We start from the raw sequence: 17,907 nt of genomic DNA, 5'->3' as shown, positions 1-17,907 counted from the left end.
GCGGTCTTCGGGCCGCCCTTTCTACGTTTACTGGCTCCACGCAGAACAATCTTGCGCGGTCGTTTCAAAGCTATTGCAAGCACCACTGCCGCACCTATTATAGGTTGCATCAAGGGGGCTTTTGCCAAGCGTGGTTCTGGGACGCCGTTCAGACAGTAGGGCCGGGTGGTGGCGCGGGCTGGTTCGCCTGGCGCCGGTGGTCGCAATGGCGATGGTTGCCTTTGCGGCGAAAGCCGAGGATGTCTTCTCCGATCCGGAGACTTGGAAGACATTATCCGTTCCGAAGCCAGTGTCTGATGAAGTCTTCCCGACATGGGTCGATCCGAAGATATGGTCCGATGATATTTCGCCGATGCGGTTCGCCGTCGTTCGCAGCAGCGCGCCGGGCTGTGAGCCCAGCTGCCCGGAATGGATATCGGCTGAAGGCGCCATCGAAGCGGGCACGCCAGCGCAGCTCAAGCGCATATTGAAGACGCTCGGCCGCCGCAAACTGCCGATCATCGTCAATTCCCCGGGCGGCAATGTCGATGCTGCGCTCCAGCTTGGTCGAATAATCCGCAAAAACAAGCTCGATATCGCCGTCGGTACGACCAGGTTTTCCGATTGTTGGCCCGGGATGAAGGATTGCCGGGCCAATGACGGCAAGGGCGCCGCATATTTCGGCATTGCGTCTGACGGCGGTGCCATGTGCAACTCCGCATGTCCGCTGATGTTTGCCGGAGGCGTCGGACGCGTGGTCGGCGGTTGGGCCCATCTGGGCGTCCATCAGATCACTACGACCCATTTCCGCACGACACGGCAATATCGAACCACCTATCGGATTGTGCGGGGCAAAAAGTATAAGATCACCACGGAAACCGTCACTCAAGACAATGTCGGATACAAGACCTATGAGATGAGCAAGGCGCTTGAGAGGAGGCTTTCGGCCTATCTCAGGGAGATGGGCGTCGGGCGGGGCGTGCTGGACAGAATGAAGGCCACGCCCGCCAGCGACATCCGGCAGATCGCTCTCGACGACATGCTGATGATGAAGCTGGTCACCAGCAGGGACTCCCTCGACACACTTACGCTGTCAGGCATATGCCAGCGGACTCCTGCGCCGCGGAACTGCAGGGAGGTCCCTGCGAATGCCAAGAAGGCGGCAGCGATGGCCGTCCAAGGGGCCGTTCCAGCCACTCCGTCGGCGGCCCGTTCAGCGCCGGTCGACAATTCCTGGCAGATGCGTTTTGTCCTCGTCCGGAGCAGCGACCCGGAATGCGGTCTCGATTGTCCCGAATGGATTGCAGCGCAAGGCACGATCACTCCCGAAACCCAAAAGATATTTCGCCAATTGCTCGATACGGTCGGCGGCCGGCGTCTGCCGTTGATCGTGAGTTCGCCGGGAGGCGATTTGCTCAGCGCCTTGGCCATAGGAAGATTGATCCGCGAACGCAAGCTCGACGTCGCGATTGCGCGCACCGATTTTCCTGGGTGCAAGCCGCAGGACAAAGGGTGCGCGCCAACGGATGGGTTCTATCCTGGTGTCGTGACCGATTCAGCCGCGGGGTGCGATGACGCCTGTCCGATCATGCTTGCTGGGGGCGTCAGACGTTTCGTGGACCCCAATGTGCCGGTCAATATTCAATCACTGGCATTCGCGGAGCGGATACGCTCTTATCTTGCGGAAATGTCGGTAAGGCAGGATCTGTTTCCGCCGATGCCGCTCGACCGCTTCGATTACAAGCGTGACCGGCTCCGGCTCGAACCCGGCACAATGTTGACGATGGGACTGACGACGGGACCTGAATCGGCGAACCATTTGGTGGGGCCAACTGTCTGTAAGACCGAACCGAGGCCGCAAAATTGCCCGGCGGCATCGGCGCTCAAGGTTGACGCACAATTTCCACTCAAGCCGTAGCCGTTGAACTACCAAAGCCCTATCTCGACGACAGGACAGTTGGCCGATTTTGGCAGGCCAAAGGCCTACTGCGAAGAGCAAGACGTCCACGGCGAGATGGTGATGCACCATCTCGGCAAGCATCTGAGCGAGGAACAGAGCCGGCGCCTGCGTCGTCGCAAAACCCTGTTGCAAGCCTTCAAAGCTGGACTAGTATAGCTTGCATTGCGGGGGGCTTGCCCGAATGGTTCTTTGGCACCGTCTGAATGGCCAGGCATGGTGGATGCTTGGGGTGATCTGCCTGACGTCGTTCCTAGTCATGGAACACGCTGCCTTCGCGGCGAACACCAAAAAATCCGCGCCGGATCTTGGCCCGACGATGCGGTTTGTCGTCGTCCGCAGCAGCGCGCCTGGTTGCGAACCGATCTGCCCGGAATGGATATCGGCTGAAGGCTCGATAGAAGCCGGCACGCCGACCCTGTTCAAACGCACACTCAAGGGGCTTGGTGGCCGAAAACTGCCCGTTGTCGTGGATTCTCCCGGCGGCAACGTCGAAGCGGCGCTGGCGCTTGGCCGGCTACTCCGCAAGAGCAAGCTCGATATTGCGGTCGGCAAAACCCAGTTCACCGGTTGCCAGCCCGACGCCAAGGTGTGCAAGGAAAACGACGACAAGGGCGCTCGCTATTTCGGCAATGCCTATGCCGACGGCGCGATTTGCAATTCCGCTTGTCCGCTGATGTTTGCCGGCGGCATCAGGCGCGTCGTCGGTCAATGGGCCTATCTCGGCGTCCATCAAATCACCACGACCTACATCCGCACGAAATTGCAGTACCGGACCACCTATCGCGTGGTGAGAGGCAAGAAGAAGATCCTCAGCAAGAAGGTCGTCGGCCGCAAGAACGCCGGCAGCTACAAGACCTACGAGATGAGCAAGTCGGTGGAGAAAAGACTGGCGGCCTATCTGAACGAAATGGGCGTCGGCCAGGCCGTACTCGAGACGATGAAGAACACGCCGGCCAGCACCATTCAGCAACTGACCCCCTACGACATGCTGCAGACGAAGCTGGTTACCAGCCTGGATGCCGTCGACCTGCTGACCGCGGCAACCCTATGCGACACCGATCCGGTGGCCGCGAACTGTAGAGAAATACCGGCGCCGGCCGGCGACGTGGTGGCGTACGCCAAGCCCGCTCCCGCCGCGTCGCTCGAACCCGAAACCGTGCACCGGGCCGATGTTGGCGATATGCGCTTCGTTCTGGTTCGAGGCAGAAGTTTTCTCTGCGATCCCAACTGTCCCGAATGGATCTCCGCTGAAGGCATGATTAGCGCTCAAACGCCGGAACGGTTGCGCCAACTGCTGGACACGATCGGTGATCGGCGACTGCCCGTGGTGATCAACTCGCCGGGAGGTGACGTGCTCGGTGCTCTGGCCGCCGGAAGGCTGATTCGAGAACGCAAGCTCGACGTGGCGGTTGCGCGGACGGACTTCATTGGATGCGAGCCGGACAAGGCGGATTGCACCGCCGAGGATGGCGTCTATGTCGGGCTCACGATCGATGCGAGCGGCGAATGTGGCGCGGCCTGTCCGATCATGCTTGCCGGCGGTGTCAGACGCCTTGTCGGTCCTCGCGCGCAGTTGACCGTGCATTCGATGGGGTTGGAGCAGCGGGTCAAAACCTATCTCAAAGACATGGCAGTCGGACCCGGTCTGCTGGTGGCGATGCGGTCGGTGCCGGCCTCGCGCGATCGGCAGCTCGAACCCGACATGATGTTGAAAGTCGGGCTGACGACCGGGCTTGAATCGGTCGATGAATTTACCGGTCCGACCATCTGCAAATCGGAGCCCATGCCGGAGAATTGCCGCGTGGTGTCGACGTCCGAGGTTCAGGCCGACGCGCCGGTCAAGTTGTAGGGTGCAGCACCGCAGCCGGCCCAAACTGGCCATCGAGGCAGGTTGAGCTCCGCACGATCGTTCCGCTATCGTCGCTGACAGTTGCAATCGAGGATCGGTGATGAACGAGGACGTCCCGACATTGTTCGAATGGGCCGGCGGCACCGAAGCGCTGAACCGCCTGACCCAAACCTTCTACGGCAAGGTGTTTCAGGATCCGATCGTCGGCCCGGTGTTCAAAAACATGTCGCCGGACCATCCTGCCCATGTCGCGGCCTTCATCGGAGAGGTCTTTGGCGGACCGAAGACCTACAGCGAAGAGCATGGCGGCCACCGCGAGATGGTGATGCACCATCTCGGCAAGCATCTGAGCGAGGAACAGCGCCGCCGCTGGATCAATCTGCTCGCTGATGCCGCCGATGAAGTCGGGTTGCCGGACGATCCGGAGTTCCGCTCGGCTTTCACTGCCTATGTCGAATGGGGGTCGCGGCTGGCGAAGATGAACTCCAACCTTGGCGAGACCTGCGACCCGGAGACGGAACCGATGCCGGCCTGGGGCTGGGGCGTGCCCGGCGGACCGTACAAGCCGCCGAGCGCGAAATAGCCCTCTCGCTAGCCCGCTTGGGGCGAAGCGGGGTGACCCTTCCTGAATGCGCCACAATATGCCGCGACGTTCGAGCGATTCGGCAATGAACGAGGTTTGGTGATGCTGATCGCTCATCTTCCGGCTGGCTACATACTCGGTACTTTCGCGCGAAACCGTTGGCCCGGCAGATCGGGGATCATGGCGGCGGCTATGCTCGGCAGCGTCTTCCCGGATATCGACATGCTCTACTTCCATTTTGTCGATGGCCGCCAGACCCATCACCACGCCTACATCACGCATTGGCCGCTCTTCTGGGCAGCGGCCGGCCTTGTGGCATTGTCGCTCGCGAGATGGCGTGATCAGCGATATCTGGCCCCAGTCGGCGCCTTCTTTGCCGCCGCAATGATGCATATGATCCTGGACAGCGTGGCCTCGCCTATAATGTGGCTAATGCCGTTCGACCGGCATGCGCTCGAACTCGTCACGGTTCCGGCCATGTACCGCAATTGGGTCATGAGCTTCATGCTGCATTGGACTTTTGCTCTCGAACTTCTCATATGCGCCTGGGCGCTGGCCCTCGGATTTCGACGATCGCAGCTCGTCGCGGCCACGCCTAAAAACTCGACTTGAGTTCTTGTCCGCTTTATGAAATAGCAGCGCGCGATACGGGCATAGCTCAGTTGGTAGAGCGGCGGTCTCCAAAACCGCAGGTCGTAGGTTCGAGCCCTGCTGCCCGTGCCATTTTTCGAAATGGCCAATTCATGAAAATGTCTGATCTTCTACGCATCGGCCTTTTGAAAATCGCGCGGTGGCTTGCCATATAGGCTGTTTTGAGGCATAAGAGCGCCCATAGCCGGGACGGGACGACTGGATGGTTCCGATGCGGCGTTTGTCATAAAGCGGACACTTGCCACTTGCGTGGATCAAGAATCGGTTTTATGTAGACGAAACAGACACGCGACGCGTGGAGCTGGGAATCCGGCTTTACGCGTCCGATTTGCATGGGCGAAATGATTGCGCTGATTCGGCGCGAACACAGGCTCAGGCGGCACATCCCGGCCAGCGGGATCATCCAGGAGATCCGGTCAACGGGTCTCGCAGACAGGCGGCACATGGCTTCGAAAACCACAAATCCTTTCGTCTTTCTCCAGCAGGTTCGCGCGGAGACCGCCAAGGTGACTTGGCCGTCGCGGCGCGAAACGATGATCTCGACGGTAATGGTTCTGGCGTTCGCTGTGATCGCGATGATCTTTTTCTTTACTGCCGATCAGCTCATGGGCCTCGCGGTCGAGCAGATTCTGGGCATTGGACGCTAAGTCCGGCGATTACGGAGAAGTCTTGAGATGACTGCGCGGTGGTACATCGTCCACGCCTATTCGAACTTTGAAAAAAAGGTCGCCGAGGACATCGAGAACAAGGCCAAGCAGAAGGGCCTGTCCGCTGACATCGAGCAGATCGTGGTGCCGACCGAGAAGGTCGTCGAGATACGCCGCGGCCGCAAGGTCGATGCCGAGCGCAAGTTCTTCCCGGGCTACGTGCTCCTGAAGGCCAACCTGACCGACGCGGTGTTCTCGCTGGTGAAGAACACGCCGAAGGTCACCGGCTTTCTGGGTGACTCGAAGCCGGTTCCGATCACCGAGGCCGAGGCGCAGCGCATCCTGAACCAAGTGCAGGAAGGCGTCGAGCGGCCGAAGCCGTCGGTCACTTTCGAGATCGGCGAGGCGATCCGCGTCTCGGACGGTCCGTTCGCGTCGTTCAACGGTTTTGTCCAGGAAGTGGACGAGGAGCGGGCGCGGCTCAAGGTGGAAGTTTCGATCTTCGGGCGCGCCGTGCCGGTCGATCTCGAATTCGGACAGGTCGAAAAAGGCTGATCCGAAATCCTTGTCGCCCATGCGGCGGTGAGGGGAGGCGGCGTGGAAATCGCGGCCAAAACGGGTGGGAGGCGAATGCGGCTTTAGCCGGCCGCAGGAACCGCACCACCAGACTGCAACCGCCGGTGTTGCCCAGATAGTGGGGCCGGCATGAGATAAAGGCAGGAAAGAGATGGCTAAGAAAATTGCAGGCCAGCTCAAGCTCCAGGTTTCCGCGGGCTCGGCGACGCCGTCGCCCCCGATCGGACCGGCGCTTGGTCAGCGCGGCATCAACATCATGGAGTTCTGCAAGGCGTTCAACGCGCAGACCCAGGAAATGGAAAAGGGATCGCCGATTCCGGTCGTCATCACCTACTACCAGGACAAGTCGTTCACCTTCGTCATGAAGACGCCACCGGTGAGCTACTTCCTGAAGAAGGCCGCGAACCTGAAGTCGGGCTCGAAGGAGCCGGGCAAGGTCAAGGCCGGCACGATTGGCCGCGACAAGGTGCGCGCCATCGCCGAGCAGAAGATGAAGGATCTGAACGCGACCGATATCGAGGGGGCCATGCGCATGGTCGAGGGCTCCGCCCGCTCGATGGGTCTGGAAGTGGTGGGCTGAGATCATGGCAAAGATTGCAAAGCGTGTATCGAAGACCCGCGAAGGCATCGATCCCAACAAGGCCTATGCCTTGGGTGATGCCCTGAAGCTGCTCAAGGACCGGTCCTCGGTGAAGTTCGACGAGACCGTTGAAATCGCGATGAACCTGGGTGTCGACCCGCGCCATGCCGACCAGATGGTCCGTGGCGTGGTTAATCTGCCGAACGGCACCGGCCGTACCGTCCGCGTCGCCGTTTTCGCGCGTGGCGACAAGGCCGAGGAAGCTAAGGCGGCCGGCGCCGATATCGTTGGCGCCGAGGATCTGGTCGACATCGTCCAGAAGGGCACGATCGACTTCGATCGCTGCATCGCCACGCCGGATATGATGCCGCTGGTCGGCCGTCTGGGCAAGGTGCTCGGCCCGCGCGGCATGATGCCGAACCCGAAGGTCGGCACTGTCACCACCGACGTTACCGCCGCCGTCAAGGCGTCGAAGGGCGGCGCGGTCGAGTTCCGCGTCGAGAAGGCCGGCATCGTTCATGGCGGCGTCGGCAAGATCTCGTTCGACGTCAAGGCGCTGGAAGAGAACGTCCGCGCCTTCGCCGACGCGGTGAACAGGGCCAAGCCGGCTGGTGCCAAGGGCAACTACGTCAAGAAGGTGTCGGTCACCTCGACGATGGGCCCGGGCCTCAAGCTCGACGTCTCGACGCTGGCGGCGTCCTGATACGAACTATTTGGATCGGCCGCTAAAGGGCTGATCCGCAAACAGAATTCCGGGCCTCCGACTTATCTTGGCGGCCCGGTACCGGAAGTCGGAAGGCTTCCGGACATCCTGTCCGAGATTGCGGGCGGCCCCAAGCCTTAGTTCAAGGGGGGCCTTAATTCATGTGGGCCTGCATGAGACGGGTGAAGACCGGACAACGGAGCGACTGCTCCAATGAAAGGTTCGAACCGTGTTTGCCTTTTGTCTGCGCACCATTCGGCTTGCCGGCTGGTGTGGCGAAAGGGGGCAGGATCCTCGAGCGTCGTTCGGGAGATCCGTTACTGGATGGCCCGACCGGCAAAAAGGCAACCCGACGCCTGTCCTCGTAATGGGAATGTTCCCGTTAACAGGATTGGGGTCAACTGGAGATAGGCAGTGGACAGAGCGGAAAAACGCGAACTCGTCACGGGCCTGAATGAAGCGTTTTCGGGCGCTGGTTCAGTCGTCGTGGCCCACTACGCCGGTATCACCGTCGCGCAAATGAACGACCTTCGGTCGAAAATGCGTGTCGCCGGTGGCACCGTCAAAGTCGCGAAGAACCGTCTCGCCAAAATCGCTCTTCAGGGCACGGACTCCGCATCGATCATCGACCTGTTCAAGGGACAGACGCTGATCGCCTATTCGGAGGATCCGATTGCGGCGCCGAAGGTCGCGTCCGATTTCGCCAAGGGAAATGACAAGCTCGTCATTCTCGGCGGCGCAATGGGCACCACCTCGCTCAACGCCGACGGTGTGAAGGCACTCGCCACACTTCCGTCGCTCGATGAGCTGCGCGCCAGGCTGGTTGGCATGATCGCCACGCCGGCAACCCGGATCGCCCAGATCGTCAATGCGCCTGCGGCTTCGGTCGCGCGTGTCATCGGCGCTTACGCCCGGAAGGACGAGGCGGCATGAGGCCGTTCCTCGCTATCACAAACACACGTTCGAACCTTATGAAGGAATATTGCAATGGCTGATCTGGCAAAGATCGTAGACGACCTTTCGAAGCTGACCGTCCTCGAGGCGGCCGAGCTGTCGAAGCTTCTGGAAGAAAAGTGGGGCGTTTCCGCTGCTGCTCCGGTGGCGGTTGCCGCCGCTGGCGGTGCCGCGGCTGCTGCTGCTCCGGTCGAGGAAAAGACGGAATTCGACGTCGTCCTCACCGAGGCGGGCGCTCAGAAGATCAACGTCATCAAGGAAGTTCGCGCCATCACTGGTCTTGGCCTCAAGGAAGCCAAGGACCTGGTCGAGGCGGCTCCGAAGCCGGTCAAGGAAGCTGTTTCCAAGGCCGACGCGGACAAGTTCAAGGCCCAGCTGGAAGCAGCCGGCGCCAAGGTCGAACTGAAGTAAGCGTTTGATATCGGCGGGCGGCTTCGCGCCGTCCGCCACTCCCTTGGCGCAAAGGGAGGCTGCGTAACGCGAAGAGTACGAAAACCTCTTTCCTGAGGGCCGTGCATCGGCCTTCAGGAAACGGGTTTTCTCCCGTTTTGGCCGGCCACCGTCAGGTGGCGGGTGAACAAATAAGGGCCGCCGCCGAGGTGGCCGAGAATGCAAGGCGAGCCGCGGCGAGGCTCGCCCCGAGAATCGAGCTAAGGAGCGACGATGGCCCAGACACAAACTTTCAATGGCCGCAGACGCGTACGCAAATTCTTCGGAAAGATTCCGGAAGTTGCGGAGATGCCGAACCTGATCGAGGTTCAGAAGGCATCCTATGACCAGTTCCTGATGGTCGAGGAGCCCAAGGGCGGGCGTCCTGACGAGGGACTGCAGGCGGTTTTCAAATCGGTGTTCCCGATTTCCGACTTTTCCGGCTCCTCGATGCTGGAATTCGTGAAGTACGAGTTCGAAGCACCGAAATTCGATGTTGACGAATGCCGTCAGCGCGACCTGACCTATGCCGCGCCACTCAAGGTGACGCTGCGCCTCATCGTGTTCGATATCGACGAGGATACCGGCGCCAAGTCGATCAAGGACATCAAGGAGCAGGACGTCTACATGGGCGACATGCCGCTCATGACCTTGAACGGCACTTTCATCGTCAACGGCACCGAGCGTGTCATCGTCTCGCAGATGCACCGTTCGCCGGGCGTCTTCTTCGACCATGACAAGGGCAAGTCGCATTCGTCCGGCAAGCTGCTGTTTGCCGCGCGGGTCATCCCCTATCGCGGCTCGTGGCTCGACATCGAGTTCGACTCGAAGGACGTCGTGCACGCCCGCATCGACCGCCGCCGCAAGATTCCGGTGTCGTCGCTGTTGATGGCGCTCGGCATGGACGGCGAGGAGATCCTGTCGACCTTCTACAACAAGATCACCTACAAGCGCGCCGGCGACCATTGGCGCATCCCGTTCAACGTCGAGCGTTTCCGCGGCCTCAAGGCGGTTGGCGACCTGGTCGATGCAGACACCAATGAGGTCGTGGTCGAAGCCGGCAAGAAGATAACTGCCCGCCAGGCCCGTCAGCTCGGCGAAAAGGGTCTCAAGGCGATCAAGGCGACCGACGAGGATCTGCTCGGCAACTACCTTGCCGAGGACATCGTCAACTACGCGACCGGCGAGATTTTCCTCGAAGCCGGCGACGAGATCGATGAAAAGACGCTGAAGGTGCTTCTCAGCGCCGGCGATGACGAGATCAAGGTTCTCGACATCGACCACGTCAATGTCGGCGCCTATATCCGCAACACGCTCAACGTCGACAAGAACGAGAGCCGCCAGGACGCGCTGTTCGACATCTACCGCGTCATGCGCCCCGGCGAGCCGCCGACGCTCGAAACCGCCGAAGCCATGTTCAACTCGCTGTTCTTCGACAGCGAGCGCTATGATCTGTCGGCCGTCGGCCGCGTCAAGATGAACATGCGCCTCGAGCTCAAGGCCGAGGATACCGTGCGCGTGTTGCGCAAGGACGACATCCTGGCCGTGGTCAAGACGCTGGTCGAACTGCGTGACGGCAAGGGCGAGATCGACGACATCGACAATCTCGGCAATCGCCGCGTGCGTTCGGTCGGCGAGCTGATGGAGAACCAGTACCGCGTCGGCCTGCTGCGCATGGAGCGCGCGATCAAGGAGCGCATGTCCTCGATCGAGATCGACACGGTGATGCCGCAGGACCTGATCAACGCCAAGCCGGCGGCTGCCGCCGTGCGCGAGTTCTTCGGTTCCTCGCAGCTGTCGCAGTTCATGGACCAGACCAACCCGCTGTCGGAGATCACCCACAAGCGCCGTCTCTCGGCGCTTGGACCCGGTGGTCTGACCCGCGAGCGCGCCGGCTTCGAGGTGCGCGACGTGCACCCGACGCATTACGGCCGCATCTGCCCGATCGAGACGCCGGAAGGCCCGAACATCGGTCTGATCAACTCGCTGGCCACCTTCGCGCGCGTCAACAAGTACGGCTTCATCGAGAGCCCGTACCGCAAGATCGTCAACGGCAAGCTGACCAATGAGGTCGTCTATCTGTCGGCGATGGAAGAGGCCAAGCACCACGTCGCGCAGGCCAATGCCGAGCTCGACAAGAATGGTGGTTTCGTCGACGAATTCGTCATTTGCCGCAACGCCGGCGAAGTGATGATGGCGCCGCGCGAAAACGTCGATCTGATGGACGTGTCGCCGAAGCAGATGGTGTCGGTGGCCGCGGCCCTGATCCCGTTCCTCGAGAACGACGACGCCAACCGCGCCCTGATGGGCTCGAACATGCAGCGTCAGGCCGTGCCGCTGGTGCGCGCCGAAGCGCCGTTTGTCGGCACTGGCATGGAGCCGATCGTCGCCCGTGACTCGGGCGCCGCCATCGGCGCCCGCCGCGGCGGCATCGTCGACCAGGTGGACGCGACGCGCATCGTCATCCGTGCCACGGAAGATCTCGATCCCGGCAAGTCGGGCGTCGACATCTACCGGCTGATGAAGTTCCAGCGTTCGAACCAGAACACCTGCATCAACCAGCGTCCGCTGGTGCGCATGGGTGACCGGGTCAACAAGGGCGACATCATCGCCGACGGTCCGTCGACCGAACTCGGCGATCTGGCGCTCGGCCGCAACGTGCTGGTCGCGTTCATGCCGTGGAACGGCTACAACTACGAGGACTCGATCCTCTTGTCCGAGCGCATCGTCGCCGATGACGTCTTCACCTCGATCCACATCGAGGAGTTCGAGGTCATGGCGCGCGACACCAAGCTCGGGCCGGAGGAGATCACGCGCGACATTCCCAACGTCTCGGAAGAAGCGCTGAAGAACCTCGACGAGGCCGGCATCGTCTATATCGGTGCGGAAGTGCAGCCGGGCGACATCCTGGTCGGCAAGATCACGCCGAAGGGCGAAAGCCCGATGACGCCGGAAGAAAAGCTTCTGCGCGCCATCTTCGGCGAAAAGGCATCGGACGTGCGAGACACCTCCATGCGCATGCCGCCCGGAACTTTCGGCACCGTCGTCGAAGTGCGCGTCTTCAACCGCCACGGTGTGGAGAAGGACGAGCGCGCCATGGCGATCGAACGCGAGGAGATCGAACGCCTCGCCAAGGACCGCGACGACGAGCAGGCGATCCTCGACCGCAACGTCTATTCGCGCCTGTCCGACGTACTCGTCGGCAAGGACGCGATTGCCGGGCCGAAGGGCTTCAAGAAAGGCTCGAAGCTGTCGAAGGACACGCTCGACGAGTATCCGCGTTCGCAGTGGTGGCAGTTTGCGGTGGAGAACGAAAAGCTCCAGAGCGAACTGGAAGCCCTGCGTGGCCAGTACGACGATTCCAAGAAGGCGCTCGAACAGCGCTTCATGGACAAGGTCGAGAAGGTGCAGCGCGGCGACGAGATGCCTCCCGGCGTCATGAAGATGGTCAAGGTCTTCGTGGCCGTGAAGCGCAAGATGCAGCCTGGCGACAAGATGGCCGGCCGGCACGGCAACAAGGGTGTCGTGTCGCGGATCGTTCCGGTCGAGGACATGCCGTTCCTCGAGGACGGCACGCATGCCGATATCGTGCTCAACCCGCTGGGTGTGCCGAGCCGCATGAATGTCGGCCAGATCCTGGAGACGCATCTGGGCTGGGCTTGCGCCGGAATGGGCAGGAAGATCGGCGATCTGATCGACGCCTACAAGACCGCCGGCGACATCAAGCCGCTGCGCAAGACGCTCGAGAGCTTCATGCCGGCCAACGACCGCAACGAGCCGATCCGCGACTATGACGACGAGAGCGTCGTTCGCCTCAGCGAGCAGATGCGCCGCGGCGTCTCCATCGCGACACCGGTGTTCGACGGCGCGCACGAGGCCGACATCAACATCATGCTGGAGCAGGCGGGCCTGCACACCAGCGGCCAGTCGCAGCTCTATGACGGACGCACCGGCGAACCGTTCGATCGCAAAGTGACAATGGGCTACATATATATGCTCAAGCTTCACCACCTTGTGGACGACAAGATCCACGCGCGTTCGATCGGGCCGTACTCGCTCGTTACCCAGCAGCCGCTGGGCGGCAAGGCGCAGTTCGGTGGCCAGCGCTTCGGCGAGATGGAGGTCTGGGCGCTCGAAGCGTACGGCGCCGCCTACACGCTGCAGGAGATGCTGACGGTGAAGTCGGACGACGTCGCCGGCCGCACCAAGGTCTACGAAGCGATCGTCAGAGGCGACGACACGTTCGAGGCCGGCATTCCCGAGAGCTTCAACGTTCTCGTCAAGGAAATGCGGTCTCTGGGCCTCAATGTCGAGCTGGAGAACACCAAGCTGGACGACAACCCGGTTCGGCTGCCCGACGCGGCCGAGTGAGCAAGACGTCCGGTCGCGGCTTCCGCGACCGGACGCACCAAATTCTTCGGCCGATGGCCGATCAAGTCGGCGGGCGTTTGGCCCGCGCTAGATGCAAGGGGTTTTCGAGGACCCCGAAAAGGAGAACGGCATGAACCAAGAGGTCATGAATCTCTTCAATCCCCAGGCGCCTGCGCAGGTGTTCGATTCCATCCGGATCTCGCTCGCCAGCCCTGAGAAGATTCTGTCCTGGTCGTTCGGCGAGATCAAGAAGCCGGAGACCATCAACTACCGCACCTTCAAGCCGGAGCGTGACGGCCTGTTCTGCGCGCGCATTTTCGGTCCTATCAAGGACTACGAGTGCCTGTGCGGCAAGTACAAGCGCATGAAATACAAGGGCGTCATCTGCGAAAAGTGCGGCGTCGAAGTCACGCTGTCGCGCGTCCGTCGCGAGCGCATGGGCCATATCGAGCTGGCCGCGCCCGTCGCCCATATCTGGTTCCTGAAGTCGCTGCCGTCGCGTATCGGCACGCTGCTCGACATGACGCTGAAGGACATCGAGCGCGTTCTCTACTTCGAGAACTACATCGTCACCGAGCCTGGCCTCACCGCTCTGAAGGAGCACCAGCTCCTCAGCGAGGAAGAGTACATGATGGCTGTCGACGAATATGGCGAAGATAGCTTCACCGCCATGATCGGCGCCGAGGCCATCCACGATCTTCTGGCCGGCATGGACCTGGAGAAGATCGCCGGCGATCTGCGTTCGGAGCTGGCTTCGACCACGTCCGAGCTGAAGCAGAAGAAGTATCTGAAGCGGCTTAAGGTCGTCGAGAACTTCATGGAGTCCGGCAACCGTCCGGAATGGATGATCATGAAGGTGGTTCCGGTGATCCCGCCGGACCTGCGCCCGCTCGTCCCGCTGGACGGCGGCCGCTTCGCGACATCGGATCTCAACGATCTCTATCGCCGCGTCATCAACCGCAACAACCGCCTGAAGCGGCTGATCGAGCTGCGTGCGCCCGGCATCATCGTGCGCAATGAAAAGCGCATGCTGCAGGAAGCCGTTGACGCGCTGTTCGACAACGGTCGTCGCGGCCGCGTCATCACCGGTGCCAACAAGCGTCCGTTGAAGTCGCTGTCCGACATGCTCAAGGGCAAGCAGGGTCGGTTCCGCCAGAACCTGCTCGGCAAGCGCGTCGACTATTCCGGCCGCTCGGTCATCGTGACCGGTCCGGAGCTCAAGCTGCACCAGTGCGGCCTGCCGAAGAAGATGGCGCTCGAACTGTTCAAGCCCTTCATTTATGCCCGTCTCGACGCCAAGGGTTATTCCTCGACCGTCAAGCAGGCGAAGAAGCTGGTCGAGAAGGAGCGTCCGGAGGTCTGGGATATCCTCGACGAGGTCATCCGCGAGCACCCGGTGCTTCTGAACCGTGCGCCGACGCTGCACCGCCTCGGCATCCAGGCGTTCGAGCCGATCCTGATCGAAGGCAAGGCTATCCAGCTTCACCCGCTGGTCTGCACGGCCTTCAATGCGGACTTCGACGGCGACCAGATGGCGGTTCACGTGCCGCTGTCGCTGGAAGCACAGCTTGAAGCCCGCGTGCTGATGATGTCGACCAACAACATCCTGCACCCGGCTTCCGGCGCGCCGATCATCGTGCCGTCGCAGGACATGGTTCTGGGTCTCTACTATCTCTCGATCGTCAACCAGAACGAGCCGGGCGAGGGCATGGTGTTTGCCGACATGGGCGAACTCCAGCACGCGCTCGAGACCAAGGCGGTGACGCTGCACTCCAAGATCAAGGGGCGCTTCCGCACGGTCGATGCGGACGGCAAGGTCGTGTCGAAGATCTTCGACACCACGCCTGGCCGCATGATCATCGGCGAGCTTCTGCCGAAGAACGTCAACGTGCCGTACGAGACCGCCAACCAGGAGATGACCAAGAAGAACATCTCCAAGATGATCGACACCGTCTACCGCCATTGCGGTCAGAAGGAGACGGTCATTTTCTGCGACCGTATCATGGCCCTCGGCTTCAGCCACGCCTGCCGCGCCGGCATTTCGTTCGGCAAGGACGACATGCTGATCCCGGATGCCAAGATCAAGCTGGTTTCCGACACCGAGGCTTTGGCCAAGGAATACGAGCAGCAGTACAATGACGGCCTGATCACGCAGGGCGAGAAGTACAACAAGGTCGTCGACGCCTGGGCCAAGTGCTCGGAAAAGGTCGCCGACGAGATGATGGCCCGCATCAAGGCGGTCGAGTTCGAGGACAATGGCCGTCAAAAGCCGATGAACTCGATCTACATGATGTCGCACTCCGGTGCGCGCGGCTCGCCCACCCAGATGCGCCAGCTTGCCGGTATGCGCGGCCTGATGGCCAAGCCTAGCGGTGAGATCATCGAGACGCCGATCATCTCGAACTTCAAGGAAGGCCTGACCGTGCTCGAGTACTTCAACTCGACCCACGGCGCCCGCAAGGGTCTGGCCGACACAGCCTTGAAGACGGCGAACTCGGGTTACCTTACCCGTCGTCTGGTCGACGTGGCGCAGGACTGCATCGTCAACTCCGTCGACTGCGGCACCGACAAGGGCCTCACCATGCAGCCGATCGTCGATGCCGGCCAGGTCGTCGCTTCCGTCGGCCAGCGCGTTCTCGGCCGCACGGCGCTCGACGACATCACGCATCCGGTCACCGGTGAGGTTCTGGTCAAGGCCGGAACGCTGATGGACGAACGCGACGTCGAGCAGATCGAACAGGCCGGCGTCCAGTCGGTCCGCATCCGCTCGGCACTGACCTGCGATGTCAGGGTCGGTGTATGCGCGGTCTGCTACGGACGCGATCTGGCCCGCGGTACCCCGGTCAACCAGGGCGAGGCGGTCGGCGTCATCGCGGCTCAGTCTATCGGCGAGCCGGGCACCCAGCTCACCATGCGTACCTTCCACATGGGCGGTACGGCGCAGGTGGTGGACTCGTCGTTCCTTGAAGCCTCGTATGAGGGCAAGGTCGAGATCCGCAACCGCAACGTGGTGCGCAACTCCGACGGCCAGCAGATGGTCATGGGCCGCAACATGGCGGTGCTGATCCTCGACGAAGCCGGCAAGGAGCGGGCCACGCACCGTGTCACCTATGGTTCGCGCATCTTCGTGGACGATGGCGACAAGGTGAAGCGCGGCCAGCGCATCGCCGAGTGGGATCCCTATACCCGCCCGGTCCTCACCGAAATCGAGGGCAAGGTGGCGTTCGAGGATCTGGTCGACGGCATTTCCGTCCAGGAAACGGCCGACGAGTCGACCGGCATCACCAAGCGCGAGGTCATCGACTGGCGTTCGACGCCACGCGGCAACGACCTCAAGCCGGCGATCGTCGTCCAGGACGCCAAGGGAAAGGTCGGCAAACTGTCGAAGGGCGGCGACGCCCGCTTCCTGCTCTCGGTCGAGGCCATTCTTTCGGTCGAGCCGGGCGCACAGGTTCGCCCCGGCGACGTCCTGGCGCGTATCCCGATGGAAAGCGCCAAGACCAAGGACATCACCGGCGGTTTGCCGCGTGTTGCCGAACTGTTCGAGGCACGCCGTCCGAAGGATCACGCCATCATCGCCGAGATCGACGGCACGATCCGCTTCGGCCGCGACTACAAGAACAAGCGCCGCATCATCATCGAACCGCATGACTCGACGCTTGAGCCGGTCGAATACCTGATCCCGAAGGGCAAGCCGTTCCATCTCCAGGACGGCGACGTCATCGAGAAGGGCGACTATATCCTCGACGGCAATCCGGCGCCGCACGACATCCTGGCGATCAAGGGCGTGGAGGCGCTTGCGTCCTACCTCGTCAACGAGATCCAGGAGGTCTACCGTCTGCAGGGCGTGTCGATCAACGACAAGCACATCGAGGTGATCGTTCGCCAGATGCTGCAGAAGGTCGAGATCACTGCGCAGGGCGACTCGACCTACATTCCGGGCGACCACGTCGACGTGATCGAGCTGGAAGAGGTCAACGAGCGCCTGGTCGAGGACGGCAAGAAGCCGGCCGAAGGCCAGCCGGTGCTCCTGGGCATCACCAAGGCCTCGCTGCAGACGCCGTCCTTCATCTCGGCGGCCTCCTTCCAGGAGACGACGAGGGTGCTGACAGAAGCGGCGGTTGCCGGCAAGACCGACATGCTGCAGGGGCTGAAGGAAAACGTCATCGTCGGCCGTCTGATCCCGGCCGGCACCGGCGGCACGATGAGCCAGATCCGGCGCATCGCCACCTCGCGCGACGAGTTGATCATCGACGAGCGCCGCAAGGCGTCTGGCGTCGAGGTCGCCGATCAGATGCTGACCGACATGGCTTCCGCCGCGCAGTAAGCGCGGCGGAACAGATCTCAGGCAACAAAGCCGTCGGGGCAACCCGGCGGCTTTTTTGTGTGTTGAAGCTGGAAAACTTATGCCGCTGGCGACGGAGTGGGAGGAGGCGTCGTCGAGCGTTCGCGACTTATTTCGATCGTCCGGCGCCGCCCCTCATTGCCCTGCCGGGCATTTCTCCCCGTAAACGGGGAGAAAGAAGCTGGCCGCAGCCTTGGCGTTCTTCTGCGACGCTGGAGATTGGCGAAATCTTTGATGACGGCGTCCTTCTCCCTGTTCACGGGGAGTAGATGGCGGCAGC

Annotated in this window: 12 protein-coding genes and 1 tRNA gene; all 13 read left to right on the top strand. The window is 61.7% G+C overall.

Annotated features, from left to right (window positions below; translation table 11 throughout):
• Window positions 1-352: 352 nt before the first annotated feature.
• The 13 genes from AC0L3L_RS27180 (at window position 353) to rpoC (ending at window position 17,609) form a co-directional block, all read left to right on the top strand.
• Window positions 353-1,897, top strand: a complete 1,545-nt coding sequence (locus tag AC0L3L_RS27180; protein WP_473640091.1) for a COG3904 family protein — start codon at window positions 353-355, stop codon at window positions 1,895-1,897.
• A gap of 223 nt (window positions 1,898-2,120) precedes the next feature.
• Window positions 2,121-3,788, top strand: coding sequence for a COG3904 family protein (locus AC0L3L_RS27175; protein ID WP_473640026.1), 1,668 nt, complete (start codon window positions 2,121-2,123; stop codon window positions 3,786-3,788).
• A gap of 100 nt (window positions 3,789-3,888) precedes the next feature.
• Window positions 3,889-4,371, top strand: coding sequence for a group II truncated hemoglobin (locus tag AC0L3L_RS27170; RefSeq protein WP_473487412.1), 483 nt, complete (start codon window positions 3,889-3,891; stop codon window positions 4,369-4,371).
• 102 nt (window positions 4,372-4,473) lie between these two features.
• On the top strand, window positions 4,474-4,983 hold the full coding sequence (locus AC0L3L_RS27165; RefSeq protein WP_473487413.1) for a metal-dependent hydrolase: 510 nt from the start codon (window positions 4,474-4,476) through the stop codon (window positions 4,981-4,983).
• 35 nt (window positions 4,984-5,018) lie between these two features.
• Window positions 5,019-5,094, top strand: a tRNA-Trp gene (locus AC0L3L_RS27160).
• Between the two features lie 371 nt (window positions 5,095-5,465).
• Complete coding sequence (gene secE / locus AC0L3L_RS27155; protein WP_013531408.1) at window positions 5,466-5,669, top strand: preprotein translocase subunit SecE; 204 nt, start codon at window positions 5,466-5,468, stop codon at window positions 5,667-5,669.
• A gap of 27 nt (window positions 5,670-5,696) precedes the next feature.
• Window positions 5,697-6,224 carry a transcription termination/antitermination protein NusG gene (nusG, locus tag AC0L3L_RS27150; RefSeq protein WP_006333333.1) on the top strand — a complete coding sequence of 176 codons (528 nt, stop codon included), beginning with the start codon at window positions 5,697-5,699 and terminating at the stop codon, window positions 6,222-6,224.
• A gap of 172 nt (window positions 6,225-6,396) precedes the next feature.
• Complete coding sequence (gene rplK, locus AC0L3L_RS27145) at window positions 6,397-6,825, top strand: 50S ribosomal protein L11 (protein ID WP_029352163.1); 429 nt, start codon at window positions 6,397-6,399, stop codon at window positions 6,823-6,825.
• 4 nt (window positions 6,826-6,829) lie between these two features.
• Window positions 6,830-7,528: a 50S ribosomal protein L1 gene (rplA, locus tag AC0L3L_RS27140; protein ID WP_095494992.1), complete on the top strand. Its 699-nt coding sequence runs from the start codon at window positions 6,830-6,832 to the stop codon at window positions 7,526-7,528.
• Between the two features lie 414 nt (window positions 7,529-7,942).
• Window positions 7,943-8,461, top strand: coding sequence for a 50S ribosomal protein L10 (gene rplJ, locus AC0L3L_RS27135; RefSeq protein ID WP_023798119.1), 519 nt, complete (start codon window positions 7,943-7,945; stop codon window positions 8,459-8,461).
• Between the two features lie 54 nt (window positions 8,462-8,515).
• The gene (gene rplL, locus AC0L3L_RS27130) at window positions 8,516-8,893 is read left to right on the top strand and encodes a 50S ribosomal protein L7/L12 (RefSeq protein WP_023680442.1); all 378 of its coding nucleotides are present in this window, start codon (window positions 8,516-8,518) and stop codon (window positions 8,891-8,893) included.
• A 252-nt stretch (window positions 8,894-9,145) separates the two neighbouring features.
• Entirely contained in the window at window positions 9,146-13,282 is a 4,137-nt protein-coding gene (gene rpoB, locus AC0L3L_RS27125) for a DNA-directed RNA polymerase subunit beta (protein ID WP_473487414.1), read from the top strand.
• Window positions 13,283-13,412: 130 nt separating this feature from the next.
• Window positions 13,413-17,609 carry a DNA-directed RNA polymerase subunit beta' gene (gene rpoC / locus AC0L3L_RS27120; RefSeq protein ID WP_473640024.1) on the top strand — a complete coding sequence of 1,399 codons (4,197 nt, stop codon included), beginning with the start codon at window positions 13,413-13,415 and terminating at the stop codon, window positions 17,607-17,609.
• The last annotated feature ends 298 nt before the right edge of the window (window positions 17,610-17,907 follow it).

It is taken from the genome of Mesorhizobium sp. WSM4849, assembly GCF_055811385.1.
This window is presented reverse-complemented; position numbering and strand designations above follow the sequence as displayed.

Coding starts and splice junctions, on each gene's coding strand:
- nusG (WP_006333333.1), top strand. CDS start 5,697: ATGACTGCGCGGTGGTACATCGTCCACGCCTATTCGAACTTTGAAAAA.
- secE (WP_013531408.1), top strand. CDS start 5,466: ATGGCTTCGAAAACCACAAATCCTTTCGTCTTTCTCCAGCAGGTTCGC.
- rplK (WP_029352163.1), top strand. CDS start 6,397: ATGGCTAAGAAAATTGCAGGCCAGCTCAAGCTCCAGGTTTCCGCGGGC.
- rplA (WP_095494992.1), top strand. CDS start 6,830: ATGGCAAAGATTGCAAAGCGTGTATCGAAGACCCGCGAAGGCATCGAT.
- AC0L3L_RS27165 (WP_473487413.1), top strand. CDS start 4,474: ATGCTGATCGCTCATCTTCCGGCTGGCTACATACTCGGTACTTTCGCG.
- AC0L3L_RS27180 (WP_473640091.1), top strand. CDS start 353: ATGCGGTTCGCCGTCGTTCGCAGCAGCGCGCCGGGCTGTGAGCCCAGC.
- AC0L3L_RS27170 (WP_473487412.1), top strand. CDS start 3,889: ATGAACGAGGACGTCCCGACATTGTTCGAATGGGCCGGCGGCACCGAA.
- rpoB (WP_473487414.1), top strand. CDS start 9,146: ATGGCCCAGACACAAACTTTCAATGGCCGCAGACGCGTACGCAAATTC.
- rpoC (WP_473640024.1), top strand. CDS start 13,413: ATGAACCAAGAGGTCATGAATCTCTTCAATCCCCAGGCGCCTGCGCAG.
- AC0L3L_RS27175 (WP_473640026.1), top strand. CDS start 2,121: ATGGTTCTTTGGCACCGTCTGAATGGCCAGGCATGGTGGATGCTTGGG.
- rplL (WP_023680442.1), top strand. CDS start 8,516: ATGGCTGATCTGGCAAAGATCGTAGACGACCTTTCGAAGCTGACCGTC.